Annotated in this window: 16 protein-coding genes and 1 pseudogene; 7 read left to right on the top strand and 10 right to left on the bottom strand. The window is 59.4% G+C overall.

Annotated elements, in window-relative coordinates; all coding sequences use genetic code 11:
• From E5W87_RS27485 to E5W87_RS27475, 3 genes are all read right to left on the bottom strand, one after another.
• On the bottom strand, positions 1–264 hold a 264-nt coding region (locus E5W87_RS27485; RefSeq protein WP_292404778.1), incomplete at its 3' end, for a PHB depolymerase family esterase.
• A 247-nt stretch (positions 265–511) separates the two neighbouring features.
• Positions 512–1,438 (bottom strand): hypothetical protein, encoded by a 927-nt coding sequence (locus E5W87_RS27480; RefSeq protein ID WP_292404770.1) that lies wholly within the window; start codon positions 1,436–1,438, stop codon positions 512–514.
• A 162-nt stretch (positions 1,439–1,600) separates the two neighbouring features.
• Positions 1,601–2,098 carry a ferritin-like domain-containing protein gene (locus E5W87_RS27475; RefSeq protein ID WP_292404776.1) on the bottom strand — a complete coding sequence of 166 codons (498 nt, stop codon included), beginning with the start codon at positions 2,096–2,098 and terminating at the stop codon, positions 1,601–1,603.
• A 747-nt stretch (positions 2,099–2,845) separates the two neighbouring features.
• On the opposite strand from E5W87_RS27475, the gene E5W87_RS27470 reads away from it, so the two are divergent.
• Positions 2,846–3,928, top strand: coding sequence for a histidine kinase dimerization/phosphoacceptor domain -containing protein (locus E5W87_RS27470; RefSeq protein WP_292404768.1), 1,083 nt, complete (start codon positions 2,846–2,848; stop codon positions 3,926–3,928).
• Positions 3,929–4,605: 677 nt separating this feature from the next.
• On the opposite strand, the gene E5W87_RS27465 is transcribed toward E5W87_RS27470, so the two are convergent.
• Positions 4,606–4,827, bottom strand: coding sequence for a hypothetical protein (locus tag E5W87_RS27465; protein ID WP_292404767.1), 222 nt, complete (start codon positions 4,825–4,827; stop codon positions 4,606–4,608).
• Between the two features lie 58 nt (positions 4,828–4,885).
• On the opposite strand from E5W87_RS27465, the gene E5W87_RS27460 reads away from it, so the two are divergent.
• The gene (locus E5W87_RS27460) at positions 4,886–5,149 is read left to right on the top strand and encodes a hypothetical protein (protein ID WP_292404764.1); all 264 of its coding nucleotides are present in this window, start codon (positions 4,886–4,888) and stop codon (positions 5,147–5,149) included.
• Positions 5,150–5,200: 51 nt separating this feature from the next.
• Positions 5,201–5,471, top strand: a pseudogene (locus E5W87_RS27455) (hypothetical protein).
• Positions 5,472–6,179: 708 nt separating this feature from the next.
• Here the strand turns inward: E5W87_RS27455 and E5W87_RS27450 are convergent.
• The 3 genes from E5W87_RS27450 to E5W87_RS27440 all read right to left on the bottom strand — a co-directional run bounded on the left by E5W87_RS27450 (position 6,180) and on the right by E5W87_RS27440 (position 8,228).
• Complete coding sequence (locus tag E5W87_RS27450; protein WP_292404762.1) at positions 6,180–6,716, bottom strand: group II intron maturase-specific domain-containing protein; 537 nt, start codon at positions 6,714–6,716, stop codon at positions 6,180–6,182.
• Between the two features lie 39 nt (positions 6,717–6,755).
• Positions 6,756–7,559 (bottom strand): reverse transcriptase domain-containing protein, encoded by an 804-nt coding sequence (locus E5W87_RS27445; protein WP_292404774.1) that lies wholly within the window; start codon positions 7,557–7,559, stop codon positions 6,756–6,758.
• A 501-nt stretch (positions 7,560–8,060) separates the two neighbouring features.
• Complete coding sequence (locus E5W87_RS27440) at positions 8,061–8,228, bottom strand: hypothetical protein (protein WP_164759315.1); 168 nt, start codon at positions 8,226–8,228, stop codon at positions 8,061–8,063.
• 432 nt (positions 8,229–8,660) lie between these two features.
• On the opposite strand from E5W87_RS27440, the gene E5W87_RS27435 reads away from it, so the two are divergent.
• Together E5W87_RS27435 and E5W87_RS27430 are read left to right on the top strand one after the other, a co-directional pair.
• Entirely contained in the window at positions 8,661–8,852 is a 192-nt protein-coding gene (locus E5W87_RS27435) for a DUF3606 domain-containing protein (protein WP_292404760.1), read from the top strand.
• A 153-nt stretch (positions 8,853–9,005) separates the two neighbouring features.
• A complete protein-coding gene (locus tag E5W87_RS27430) occupies positions 9,006–9,230 on the top strand; it encodes a hypothetical protein (RefSeq protein ID WP_292404758.1) in 225 nt (74 codons plus the stop codon).
• A gap of 842 nt (positions 9,231–10,072) precedes the next feature.
• Here the strand turns inward: E5W87_RS27430 and E5W87_RS27425 are convergent.
• The 3 genes from E5W87_RS27425 to E5W87_RS27415 all read right to left on the bottom strand — a co-directional run bounded on the left by E5W87_RS27425 (position 10,073) and on the right by E5W87_RS27415 (position 11,277).
• Entirely contained in the window at positions 10,073–10,375 is a 303-nt protein-coding gene (locus tag E5W87_RS27425) for a DUF1236 domain-containing protein (protein ID WP_127206323.1), read from the bottom strand.
• Between the two features lie 163 nt (positions 10,376–10,538).
• On the bottom strand, positions 10,539–10,712 hold the full coding sequence (locus E5W87_RS36180; RefSeq protein ID WP_367118885.1) for a KTSC domain-containing protein: 174 nt from the start codon (positions 10,710–10,712) through the stop codon (positions 10,539–10,541).
• Between the two features lie 349 nt (positions 10,713–11,061).
• A complete protein-coding gene (locus E5W87_RS27415) occupies positions 11,062–11,277 on the bottom strand; it encodes a hypothetical protein (RefSeq protein ID WP_292404780.1) in 216 nt (71 codons plus the stop codon).
• Between E5W87_RS27415 and E5W87_RS27410 the strand changes: the two genes are divergently transcribed.
• Entirely contained in the window at positions 11,251–11,751 is a 501-nt protein-coding gene (locus E5W87_RS27410; RefSeq protein WP_292404772.1) for a DNA-3-methyladenine glycosylase, read from the top strand. The two genes, E5W87_RS27415 and E5W87_RS27410, sit on opposite strands and share 27 nt — an antisense overlap.
• A 401-nt stretch (positions 11,752–12,152) precedes the next feature.
• Positions 12,153–12,479: YhjD/YihY/BrkB family envelope integrity protein (locus E5W87_RS27405; protein ID WP_292404756.1), on the top strand; the 327-nt coding region annotated here is incomplete at its 3' end.

Here is a 12,479-nt window from a genome sequence, read left to right as displayed (position 1 = left end):
CGCCTCGCCCGAGCCACGCTTGGTGTCGCCAGGCTGAAACCAGTTGAAACAGAGGTTCGGATTGTTGCCGCGTTGCTGTTCGGGAAAGAGCAGCGCGAAGCCAGCCTCGTCGGCGAGTGGGGACCAGCCGGAATGATGGTTATAGCCGGCCGCGTTCTGTGTGCAGCCATGCAGCACGACGACGAGCGGGGTGCCCTTGGATAGGTCATTGGGAATGTAGAACTTCGCTTCCAACCCGCCAGGATTGGTACCGAAGTCGGCCAGAGTCTGGAGATGGTCCGACGCGCCGAGGTCGGCGGTATGCGCGGCATGTCGCGCCTGCAGCGCGGCAAGGCGGGCGATGGTATCAGAGATTTTTCGCAATGGAGCCGTCCCTGTTGTGACGCCCGGAATGGACGGCAATCTGTGCACGCGTGGGTAGCAATATCGTTGCTGCACTGCACAATAACAAGAGAGCGTGGCGGGAGATGGAGTCCGGCCGACCCTCTCGGTCGGCCGGGAGTAGACGTCTTCAGCTTCGACTAGCTGTGAGATAGAGCGCGTCTTCTTCGTCGTCGCGCTGCTTGCCGCCTAACGCTGGTGCTGCGCTGGCGATGAACGCACCGATGATGAGAGAAAGCGCGCCAACCAGCGCGAAGCTGGCGCCGGCTTTTCTAGCTGTGTCGGCTGCTTCCTGTGCTTGGACTTTGGCCGCCTCGACCTGAGCAAGCACCGCATCAACCCGGGCAGTAGCATCCGCTTGCGACACGCCAGTGCGAGCGGCCACGAGTTGGCCCAGATAAGTCTTGTCGTCGGCCGAGACTTCGCCGGCCGCCGCACTCGTAATGAGGATGCGGGAGGCTTGTGCGGCTGCTGTCGCATCGCCCTCCGCGCCCGGCGCCGCCAGCCTGGAAGGATCGGTCGGGCGGAACAGCGCATCGACGAAATACGAAGTCGCGTCGCTGCCTCCGTCGTTCCCGGCGTTTGCGGTCGCCCCTGCCGAGGCACCCATTGCTGCTCCCGAGGCCACTGTCGAGGCCGCCTTGACGCCGGTGCCGATTGCCGCGGACAGCGCCGAACCGAGCACGAACACGACCAGAAGCGTCGCCAGCGCCCAGGCCATGAATCCGTGCGCGGTATCCCGGAAGAACGTCTCGTCCGTATGAATGCCGACCCATTTGGTGCGAAGGCGCCCGGTCAGGTAACCCCCGAGCCCGGATGACAACCATTGCACGATGACCAGCCAGATTGCAGTGGACACAGCGAAGGTGGTGACGCTGGCGCTTTCGTTGGACCATGGAGACACCATCGTGAGCCCGAGGCCGGACCCGAGAAGCATCAGGATGAACGTCAGGGTCGAGGCAGCGAAGGCGCCGGCGATGATCGGTCCCCAGTTGACTGCGGATGACGAGGACTCGACCGGCGCGGCGACGTCGGTCGCCAGGATGGTTGATGCCATGGATTCCTCCTACCGCATGAACAGCGCGAGAAGGATGATGATCGGAATAGGAACTCCGAGCAGCCAGAGTAGAATGCCACGACCCATGATTGTCTCATATCGAAAGACGGATGTTGGAAGTAAAACAGCAACCCCAACACAGTTGGGGTGGCTGGTGTGTGATCAGGCGGCCTTGGCCATTTCGTTGGCCGAGGCGTCCGCCAATCCGGTGAGCGCCTCGTCTGTCATAGACTCTTCGCCGAGCGTCTGTTCGAGCAGCTTGGCGGCGTCGCTCATGCCCAAGACCTCGGCCCAGCGCTTCAGCGTGCCATAGCGGGTGATCTCGTAGTGCTCGACAGCCTGGGCAGCGGAGATCAGACCGGCGTCCAGTGCGGGAGTTCCCTTGAACTCCTCCATAATCTCCTCGCCCTCCTCGATGACACCGTCGATCGCGGGACACGTCTTGCCCTGTGCCCGCTTGCCAAGGAGCTCGAAAACCTGCTGCAGGCGCTCGACATGACCGTCGGTTTCGTCCTTGTGCTTCTCGAAGGCTGCCTTCAGATCGGCCGATGAGGCGGCGCGCGCCATCTTGGGAAGTGCCTTCAGGATCTTCTTTTCCGCGTAATAGATATCTTTGAGCGTATCGAGGAAGAGGTCATCCAATGTCTTTTCTTTCGCCATGGCGGATTTCCTTTTGGTTCCAGCGTTTTTTTGTTTGTCGTTCACGGGGCTGTGAAACGCATGCTCAACAAGCGCGCAACGCCGGAAAGGTTCCCTTGAGACGTCTCGCTGCACGTCACTCTGACTTCGTGGGGTCAACCCCTGGTTCAATTCACTTCCCGCTCCGCCAGCCATTTCGCTATCGAGGGATCGCATGATGCTCTGATACTTGGCGTCTCTATCTATCGAGCTTCTTGAGAATATTTTTGTCGGCGCAGCCATGAACGAGCGCGCCTGCCCTTGGGGATGCTGCTCGCCAAAGTCGCCGGCGGCGAGACGAGCCCTTCCACCTAAAAGAATTCTCTGCGAGAACGATGTCTCCCGCCAATCGTGACGCCGCCTGGCCTCCGATCCGGTTGCTCCTTTGGCCACCGCATGCCGCCACACACGCGCCCCGCTGCCAAGTGAGCCCATTGCAGATGGTGGAAATATTCTGTCGGCAGTTCCGGCGACGTGCAGATCGTCAATTTCGATTGGCAGGGACGGGATTTTGGCACAACGCTGTTGGAAAAAAGGCCGTGGCCGTGCAAAGTGACGCAAGGTTGAACTGAACTCTCAGCAAGACGGCCTGTGTTGCCCATGGCTCTGCCGCTCCGTGACGCGGGCTCGTCCTACTCCTGATATCGCGCAGCCGCTTCCAGCGTTGGCGGTGTCGAGCGAAGTGTATGACTGAGACTGAGGCGCCCACGCAAAGCACAGGCGACCAAGATGACATCAGATTCAGACAAGGCTGAGGCAGTTGAGAAATTGCTCGATACACCTGACCTTGCCACCGCGCTGGAAAGCGAGCAGTTCAAAAAATTCCTTGACCAGGTGCCGATCGCTATCGCCGTGTCGGACTTAGGCGCAAAGGAGCGCGTCGTCTATGCTAATCCAGAATTCGAAAAAGTGTCAGGCCTGAAGGCAGCCGAGCTTACCCGGCAAAACTGGGGAGCACTTTCCGGCATTGGCATCCACCAGCAGAAGGGCCGGCCTCTGCCCGAGGCCTTGGTCGAGGAAATCGATTTCGTCGGCACCTTCCGGCTGGAGCGCGTCGGGGACAACCCGGCTCTTCTCGACGTTTATTCAAACATCATCGTGGACGATAACGGCACGAACTGCTTCCGACTGGTGGCTCTGGTCGACGTCTCATCCCATGGCGAATCTGAAGAAGCGCGCTTGGTGGAGGAGCGCGTCCGCGAGAAGGACACCCTGCTGCGCGAACTGCAGCACCGGGTGAAGAACAACTTACAGATGATCACCGCATTGATCCGTCTAGAAACCCGTAACGCGACCGAGCCGGACCAAAAAAGATTTGAGAGGCTCGCCGGCCGCGTCGACGCTCTGGCGATCCTCTACCAGACGCTATCGGCAGACGAGCAGAAGGATGAGGTCGATCTCGGCGTTTATCTTAGCCAGATCGCCTCCGCGGTGATGGGGTCGCATGCAGTTGAGGGGATCCGCCTCGACATGAAGGTGGATACCTATCCGGTGTCGATCAACGTCGCCATGCCAACGGGACTGGTCGTGAACGAATTGCTCACAAATGCACTGAAGCATGCCTTCCAAGGACGTGAAGGCGGGACGATAAAGCTGCACAGCATCGCCGATGGCGACGGCTGCCTGGTCATAGTTGCGGACGACGGAATCGGCCTGCCGGAAGGGGAGACATGGCCCAAGCCCGGCAAGCTCGGCGCGCTGATCGCGCGCTCGCTGACCGAGAACGCCAAGGCACAGTTCAACGTCGCCTCGAGCGCCAGCGAAGGGACGAAGGTCACGATCGTCTTCACGCGATCGGCGGCAGCAAGCTGACAATTGCCGTAGGGCGGATGCTTTCATGCTCCGGGCCACCCTTTACCCTTTAAAGCTCACACCTCCAAAGCCTGTTCAGTTGTTAGTTGTCCTACGCACTGCCCGATCGCACCTTCATTATCCTACGCTTCCTAAGAGATCGCTTCGAGGAAAAGGTGTTGACGCGTTGGCGCGAAATGGATTTTCGCGTATTTCGACGTAAGGACGACGCGTAAAGCGGCCAAAAGCATACCTCACGCGTTCCGCTATTGGCCCTGGTTGCTCGTGGCGATTATCGGGTTGAGTACCTTGGACCCACCACCTATCAGAGCTGGTCCAGACGATTAGGGATTCCGCTCCCTTTTTAGGAGAGCCTTCAGCTGCAAATCCTGTAGCGCTGGCCATTTCCCCTAGGGCTGGTAGCGCCTAGCGCTTCGGCGGGCCTTGGTAGAGATACCGGATCGGGAACGCTATCAGGGCGAATGAAATTCCGATGATGAAGACATGGCCCGCCGGCGTACTGCCGAGCGAAGAAGCTGTCCTCCTGCTCTATGGTCCCGAGCGAACGCTCGACGGCAGATGTCGGCGCGTCATCTCCCTCCCGGCCTGGAGAAATTCAACGACGGCAAAGTGAAGCCCTGCCCTGCCATACGCGTTCACCTGCGCGCGGTTCAGGCGGGCGCTCGTGGATAAAACTATTACTCCGGCAATCCCGGGTCGAAATGCACAATGGCATTAAGGATGGTGCGGTAGAGACTGTCGACTTCCTCGTCGATCTCTTCACGCCTGATGCCCACTGACTTCGCGTCGGCAAACAGCTTGTGCGTCAGCTCATTGATTGAAATCACATCCGGCCGGGCCGTTTTAGGAACGCTGTTCGCAATCCACTTGTGCAGGAAGGTGATGCCGCGTGCGCTCATCTGGGCATAAGCTACCGAACGGACATTAGTTCCAGCTTGAACACGAACAACAGAGCGGATGAACGAATTTCGGAACAAAGAGGAACAAGGCGCTATGTCGCAAGTTGGGTTCCGTAGTGGCAAGGAACATCTCACCATGGGCGAAGATAGAAAAAGTGAACCCGAGCGGCAAAAGGAACTCCAGGCGCAGGCGCTCGCACGTGAAACCGGGATCACCCGGGATCAGGCTCTCACGCTCATAGAATTGCTAGGAACGGATCGATCATCACTGCTGCGCGAGGCCAACATACTGAAGAATCGAAAGCCCGGCAGTGCACCATGACGAACCACAAGACGGGCAGCTATCACTGCCACTGACTATGCGGCCCTCTGAATGACCCGCCTGTCTGTTTCAGAAGAGCTTGAAAGCGCCGCCGACCGCATCGCCGATATGTCGCGCGCGGATCTCCGGGTCGTCCTGCGTCGCGCTGCATTGATGCTTCGAAACGTCTCCGGCGTGCCGCTGGAGCCCGCGACGGAGGACGCTCAATTCCATCGCGGCTGAAATGAAAATCAGCAGATCCGACCTTATTCAATTCGTGCTGCGCGAATGGCTCGAAACCAACGCCTATCTGCCGGTCCGGGCGATCGTACAGTATCGTTGACAATGTCCGCCGTTCGGATTGTCACCGGCTGCGCGAAGAGGTGCTGGATGGTGTCAACACGGCAGTTATCTTCTATAGGAAGCATCACCCCGAGTATGATCCGCGATATTATCGCTGCACCATCTGGGTTGAGATTCCAGAATACAGGAACCGGAAATCGGATTGTCCTATCGGACGGACATCAAGGCACCAGTGATAGCCCCGGATGAACGCTGAGCTTCTGTCGATGCGAAGGACAAGTCTGCCTTCATCGCCTCCTCGTGGATACATCCCAAAAGTCCTGAAGCGAGGCGTGCCGAATGTCTTCCTCGCCCCTTAGATGCTTACGCGGGCTTTAATGCCCGGCTTGACCCACTGCGTTGCCGGCCGCTTTGGCATAGCTTTGGGCGGTGGCCCAGCATGTTCCTGGACGCACGTCCACAGTCGCTCCCGCATCTCACGGTTGACGCTGACGAAAGCACTGCCGACATACTTGCGGGTCCCCGGCTCAGCCATCATAGCAAACGCCGGCTTGCCCCTCTCGCGTTCAACTCCGAGAAGTTCAAACTCGCTTTCGGTGAAGGATTTTGTCTTCAGCCAATTAAAACATTCTGCGCAACTAATACGATGCAGGACATCTCGGACAACAATCGGGATAGGGGGGAACCTTGCGGTTCCGCCCCTCCCACACCACCCTGCGTACGGGTCCGTACAGGGCGGTTCGGCTGATTATGCGGCCTTGGCGGGCACAACGGAAGCGAGGCCGATGCTTGCGAGGAAAGCGTTCGGCAGGGCAATGGCGAGCGCAGGGCTGTTGCTGATGCGCCATGGGCCGTGTGGACTGCCGGCGGTTTGTGCCGCCAGATCGTGACCGACACCACGGCGCCGCAATTCCGCAAAGCGGGTGCGCCCGCGCTTCCACTGTTTCCATACGATGGATCGCAGCCTTCGCCTGATCCACTGGTCGAGTCTGCGCAACACCGACGGGGTTTCGCAAAAGCCAAAGTAACCGCGCCACCCTTTCAGATAGAGCGACAGCTCCTTGGCTATCTGCGCGAGGCTCGCGCCCCGCGTCCGCATCGTCAGCACCCGCACGCGCTCCCTGAACCGGGCCACAGCCTGCGGTGCGATCCGACGCCTTGGCGTCTTCTCGTTCGTGAAGCTGAAGCCGAGGAACTTGCGCCGGTGTGGCGGGGCGACCGCGCTCTTCTGCGTGTTGACCTTCAGCTTCAGACGCCTGTCGAGGAAGCGTTCGACACTTGCCATCACCCGTTCGCCCGCCCGCGCGCTGCGCACATAGATGTTTCAGTCGTCGGCGTAGCGCACGAAGCGATGGTTGCGTCGCTCCAGTTCCTTGTCGAGTTCGTCCAGCATCAGGTTGGACAGCAGCGGCGAGAGCGGGCCGCCCTGCGGCGTTCCCTCTTCGATTGGACCGACCAGCCCGCCTTCAAGCACACCCGCGGTCAGAAAGCCGCGGATCAGACGAAGGATACACGGATCGGACACCCGCTTGGCTACCAGCCCCATCAGGATGTCGTGGTTGACCCGGTCGAAGAACTTCTCCAGGTCGATGTCCACCACGGTGCGATGACCCGACGCGATGAACGCTTGCGCCGCGGCAACCGCCTGATGAGCCGAGCGTGCGGGCCGGAACCCATAGCTCGACGCGCTGAACCCGCCGTCCCATGCAGCCTGCAGCACCTGCATCACCGCCTGCTGGATGAAGCGGTCGAGGACCGTGGGGATGCCGAGCGGACGGGTGCCGCCGGATGCCTTCGGGATGTCGACACGCCGCACCGGCTGCGGCTTGTAGGCGCCTTCGAGCAGTTGGGCGCGAAGTTCGGGCCAGTGGTCTTTCAGATGCAGCGCCAAGGCGTCGACACTCATGCCGTCGACCCCCGGCGCTCCCTTGTTGCGCCGGACCTGCACCAGCGCCTTCCTCAGATTGTCGCGATCGACAATCGCTTCCATGCACGGTCCGGCCATTGCCGCCAGACTTTCGGAGGCGGCGTTCGCCGCACAGGCTTCGATCCCTGCCTCAAGGCGGTCGCGGGCTTCACCCGTTCCCGTCTCGGGGAAGGCCAGCTCGAGCTGGGTTTTCCGCCGCATGGCCAATGCGAGAACTCCGTCCTACTTGTCCTTCCAACCGTTCGGGCCTTCGTTCGGCAGACGCCTCCCTACTATGCCCTCTGCTGACTTCTGCACCGCGATCAGCGCGCCTCACGGCGGGCTCAGTCCGGATTTCCGGACACGGCACAGATCTCCCGAGGTAAGATCGACCGCCTTCCCCGCACACCCGCCGAATTTACCACCCCGGTCCTTGATGACTGTGGACATCGCGGTCATTTGCCCGCTCGTCCGGCCGGGTAGGCCTCATATCCGGTTCTTGTCCATCGGGTCGCGGGTTTGCTCCACGCTTCCTTCAGACCCCGCCTCGCGGCGACGCCCTTGCGCTTCGCTAACCCTTCGCCGCCATCAGGCTGGGTAAAGGACTTACACCTCCAAGCTGTCGATCATGCTCGGCACACAAAAAAGCCCGCCGCGCCTTCGGCACGGCGGGCGAGACGTCTTAGTCGTTCACCAGGGGGCGATTATATCTGACAAAGCCGCCTACCGCTTGGCGGCTAGGGACTTTGCTTCCCGGAGCAGCGATGCCCAATGGAGCCCGAGGAAGAAGATCAGCTCTCGGGCCTGTTCTTCGGTAATGCCGGTTTCTTTGACCAAGCGTTGAACGACGATTTCAGGGTTGTTAGGCGCTCTATCCTGTTCGTCAGCCATAGGAGAAACTCCTTACGCTGCTAACTTCGCTATCTGGCGCTTGTTCCCAAGCGCGTGACTAAAAAAGCACCGAGCTAGCCCTTAGCCGACCACGGCCTTACGGCTGTCAACTGAAAAGCCCGCGCCTCTAGCGGAGAGCGCGGGCCCGATCGGGTTTGCGGCCAGATCTACAGCGGGCAGCGAGAGGGGCATGCCCACTGGTCATAGACAATTTTTAGAAATCGCTAAAGTTCCATCCTAACTAGTACTTCGGAAATGCTTGCAGGAGCGCCGCCGGCTCGAGTCCATTCCGCCGATGGAACCGAAGCTGGTTTGCCAAGCCGCCGACGGATGGACTCACGAGGTCAAGTTAGGCGGCAACCACGCAGGGACGCAGAAACAAAACCGTGGTTCCGGCGTTGCCACCGATCCGAAGCTCATCAGGAGAACGACATGGCCGACGACAAGAACAAGCGAGACTTTCGCGATCGCAATCGCGTGTCAGCCGACGAAAATTATGAGGTGGAATATTTCGCCCGCGAGAATGGCGTGACGATCGAGCAAGTCCGCGAGCTCATCGAGGCCAACGGCAACGATCGTGAAGCCCTGATAGAAGCCGCGAGGGTATTGCGGGAGCGGAAATGAGATATCGGACCAACAACGAAGGTACGGGATATCGAGGCAAGGACCACGACCGGCCGATTAAGCCGGAGGCAGAGCATTTCCAGCATTGTCCAGTGTGCGGGCAAGATTTCGACATGCGCGATCTTGGCCAGGTGCTTGTTAGGGAGAGGGCATATGGGTCTGGTTTTTACTGGCGAAGGTGGAGCCACAGAGCGATTCGAGTTGTGGCTTGAAGCCTTTGATGGAACAGAGCGTGTCCTCGTCGTGACATCGACTGAAGCGATCGAAGACTTCGGCTTGGATGCCGTCCGTGAAATGGCATCTAAAAAATACGATGCAGGGCAGTTGGACGAGATCGGCCGCGTTAGAATTCTGACTAGCGACCTGCAAGGAAGATAGCCCGCCACCATGAGGGCAGCGTGGCTTGGCTGCCTCAGTGAAAGCCCTCGCCCCACGGAAGGGAAGGACGCGGGCCGATCGGTGCATCGGGCCGATCTGCAGCCGTTCATTGGGAGGGAACAATTGCTGCACGTGCCAAACTTTCGTCTCGAGTATGTGTTCCCAAGAAGGGGAAAAAACTTGGGAAAATTAGGCGATTACAAAATATAGGAATGCTGAAGAGGCTGGCCGAGTCCGCAAAAACCTTTGGAACCGTTGCAGAAATCACGCATTACAACTGCAGCGGTCGATTCCTCGCCAGGATGTAGCCGCGAAAGTGCTCCTAATGCATAAGGTCCCGCTGCCGGTTCCCTCCCGCAGCGAGCTTTCATTCGCGCTACCCAGCACGAATTCGAATTCTGCGGATCGCGCGGAGACCAGAGGCGGCGCCTCTGCAACACGAAGTCGCGTCTCAATGACTAGCTCATAGCACTAGAGATCCGCCGCGTGCCGAGTGAATACTAGTTGTTGCATATCCGGTTCCTCTTCGGTTTCGCTACCAATGCAGCAGGAAGATCGGATTCAGCCTTAAGCCGCTGTTCTCGCAGCCGAGCCGTCTTTGCATCTCGAGCCACGCGCTCAACGTCTATCAATGCCCGTGCAGCATCCGACGTGCGCTCCTGTCTTTCTTGTTTCTCTTTAGGGGTAAATGTTTGCCTTTCACGCATTGCCTGTCCTCGATCTGACGGTACGGCGCTTTGTTGGCGACCCGAACGATTGTCGGCAGATCGTGTTCCCCCAAGACAACAAAAAAAGCCCGCCGCACCTTTCGGCACGGCGGGCGTCAGTCTGAAGAGTTCGTGTCAGTCGTAGACCTTCACAATCTTGCGGGTAGATGGGTCGACCAGGACGGTTCGGCCATCGACGACTACGTAGCGGTACTGAACGTCGGGCACCTCGTAAAGCTCGACTGTGTCGGGCAGAGCTGTGCCGATGTTGAGCTCCACGCCGAGAAGGCTGACGGATGCCATCGGTTTCTTTTTCACATATTCCCGGATCACAGTGTCCTGCTCGGGTTGTATGACGATCACTTCCTGGGCGGCGGCGGCGCTCACGCCGACGAGCAGAACGACACCTGCCGCGGCCGAGGAAAATTGCTTTTTCATATTACCTCCAAACAAACTGCGCTCCGGCGCTTCATTGCTGCCGCGACGGGTTGCTTAGCTTGAACGGTGCGGAGCAATTGTTGTTCCACTGGCGGTGCGCGAATCCGCGTACAAAAACGCGCGCCCGCTCAAAGCGGCGAGGTGCTGCATCATTATCCCCCGACTATGAGCCGTGGAAACTCGATGGATAGGTGAACCATCTTTCGCACGGACTAGGTCGTCCATGATCGTTACCGGTCCCAATCAGACGGTACCGAAATCGATTGCGGATGTGGTCGTTGAAATAGCGGCCTTTCGCAAAGGCGGCTTTGAACGCGGCGAAGGTCTCCGGCGGCACGTCCTCAAACTCTACCGCTTGTCGCTGGCGACGAACCACATCGAGAGGATTCTGCTGTCGGGATCGTAGGCCATTTTTCGTATCGAGGTCGATGGCATGATACGGCTCGATCAAAAGTCTTCAACGATCGCAGAGCCTGTGACGTTCCTTCGTGGTGTTGCTCCCGAGCAGCGCACGAGGATTTTCTGCGGGCCACCTAACGCATCGCGGCATCGCAAACGCGGCAGGCACGGTCTTCCGGGTCTCTCTTTTCTACGTCGGCAGCGAACTTCAACCTTCTAATCACTTCGACCGCTTGGGCTAGGCGCTGTTGAATAGCCAATCGACCCTCATACATAGGCGATCAGACCTATCCGAGTTCAGCAGGAAGCGCCGCGATGCTGATGATCGCGAGTTTGGCCTTGGTGGATTGGCCTTTTGCAGCCGGAGCGGGAATGTTCTTGTTCGCCCCACGTTTCGGCGCGGTCGAGATCTGGTGCAGGCGTTGATCACGAACCGCCAGTTCTTTGCCCGGGACGCCTGCGTTGTCGCTCGCGATATGATTGGCGCCACGCTTCTTGTGCACGGTATGGGCGGGATCGTCGTCGAAACGGAAGCCTATCGCGCCGATGACCCAGCCTCACACACTTTTTTTGGTCGGACTTCGCGAAACAGCGCAATGTTCGGTGCCCCAGGGAGCGCATACGTCTATCGCTCCTATGGTCTGCATTGGTGCCTGAATGCCGTCTGCCTTCCCGGTAGTGCTGTCCTTGTGCGCGCGATCGAACCGCAATCAAAGCTCGACCTGATGCGGGCCAACCGCGGCGTTGATGACCTTCGATTTCTTTGTTCGGGCCCCGGTCGCCTTTGCCAGGCGCTTGCTCTCGATGCATCTTATGACGGGCTGCCATTGGACGAGCTTCCGTTCCAGTTCAAGCTGCCGTCAGGAGCCAGAACCAGCTCCATCTTGACGGGACGCCGGATCGGCATCTCCAGGGCTGTCGATGTCGAGTGGCGGTTCGGACTGGCAGGCTCGTCGTACTTGAGCCGCAAGTTTTGAGTTGCCTCTGCACGAGTAATCGCCTGGAGGTGAGTTCGGGTAATTAGCGATGTGCCGGCACCCTACGCGATACTAGGTTGGCCCGCGATTTCGCCCAGCTTCAACTGTCAGGAGGCGATGGAGCCTGGCTTTCAAGCGATGGTCGATTGCATGCTAGAAACGGCTGGACGCGCCGAGAGAGGCGCAGCTCGCGGTCGCCCACGCCTATCCGCGCCGGCCGGCCGCCAAGCCACTGCAGGTCCTGGGCAGGGCAGTGTTGCTATCAAATCAACTCGTCGCATGGGGATGGCGCAGTGTTTCTGCAGTCGGCGGAGGTTTATTTGTGAGCGCAGGTCTGCACCTGCATCCTTTGGCGCTATTACGCGTTTGCCCCGCGAAGAAGGTGCTCCGGGCCGGCAGCCATGTCGAAGAAAACAACCGACGACGCTTACGAAGTTCAAGTGCAGCTTGAGCGGCGGGCCGGACGGGAGGGCCGCGGGCGCGATGCCGAATGGCCGTCAGAGATTCCCAGCCGCGGCTGGAAGGACGTGCTGTGGCGGCTCTTTGCTGAGGTAACCGAGGACCGTGTTGTGCTGATTGCGGCCGGGGCCGCATTCTATCTGCTCCTTGCCCTCTTTCCAGCGCTTGCCGCGTTCGTGTCCATCTACGGGTTCGTCGCCGATCCTCAGACCATCGCTGAGCACATTGCGTTCCTTGGCGGCGTACTGCCTTCGGGCGGTCTGGATATT

Origin of the sequence: Mesorhizobium sp. (assembly GCF_004962925.1) — a bacterium.
Taxonomy (GTDB): Bacteria; Pseudomonadota; Alphaproteobacteria; order Rhizobiales; family Rhizobiaceae; genus Mesorhizobium.
Note: the sequence above shows the minus strand (reverse complement) of the source record. Positions and strands in the feature narration are given on the sequence as shown.

Bases quoted from the DNA above. Each gene is read 5' to 3' on its own strand.
- E5W87_RS27465 (WP_292404767.1), bottom strand. From the start codon at position 4,827: ATGAGCGCACGCGGCATCACCTTCCTGCACAAGTGGATTGCGAACAGC.
- E5W87_RS27470 (WP_292404768.1), top strand. From the start codon at position 2,846: ATGACATCAGATTCAGACAAGGCTGAGGCAGTTGAGAAATTGCTCGAT.
- E5W87_RS27430 (WP_292404758.1), top strand. From the start codon at position 9,006: ATGGGTCTGGTTTTTACTGGCGAAGGTGGAGCCACAGAGCGATTCGAG.
- E5W87_RS27435 (WP_292404760.1), top strand. From the start codon at position 8,661: ATGGCCGACGACAAGAACAAGCGAGACTTTCGCGATCGCAATCGCGTG.
- E5W87_RS27480 (WP_292404770.1), bottom strand. From the start codon at position 1,438: ATGGCATCAACCATCCTGGCGACCGACGTCGCCGCGCCGGTCGAGTCC.
- E5W87_RS27425 (WP_127206323.1), bottom strand. From the start codon at position 10,375: ATGAAAAAGCAATTTTCCTCGGCCGCGGCAGGTGTCGTTCTGCTCGTC.
- E5W87_RS27440 (WP_164759315.1), bottom strand. From the start codon at position 8,228: ATGGCTGACGAACAGGATAGAGCGCCTAACAACCCTGAAATCGTCGTT.
- E5W87_RS27410 (WP_292404772.1), top strand. From the start codon at position 11,251: ATGATTGGCGCCACGCTTCTTGTGCACGGTATGGGCGGGATCGTCGTC.
- E5W87_RS27475 (WP_292404776.1), bottom strand. From the start codon at position 2,098: ATGGCGAAAGAAAAGACATTGGATGACCTCTTCCTCGATACGCTCAAA.
- E5W87_RS27450 (WP_292404762.1), bottom strand. From the start codon at position 6,716: ATGGCAAGTGTCGAACGCTTCCTCGACAGGCGTCTGAAGCTGAAGGTC.
- E5W87_RS27445 (WP_292404774.1), bottom strand. From the start codon at position 7,559: ATGCGGCGGAAAACCCAGCTCGAGCTGGCCTTCCCCGAGACGGGAACG.
- E5W87_RS27460 (WP_292404764.1), top strand. From the start codon at position 4,886: ATGAACGAATTTCGGAACAAAGAGGAACAAGGCGCTATGTCGCAAGTT.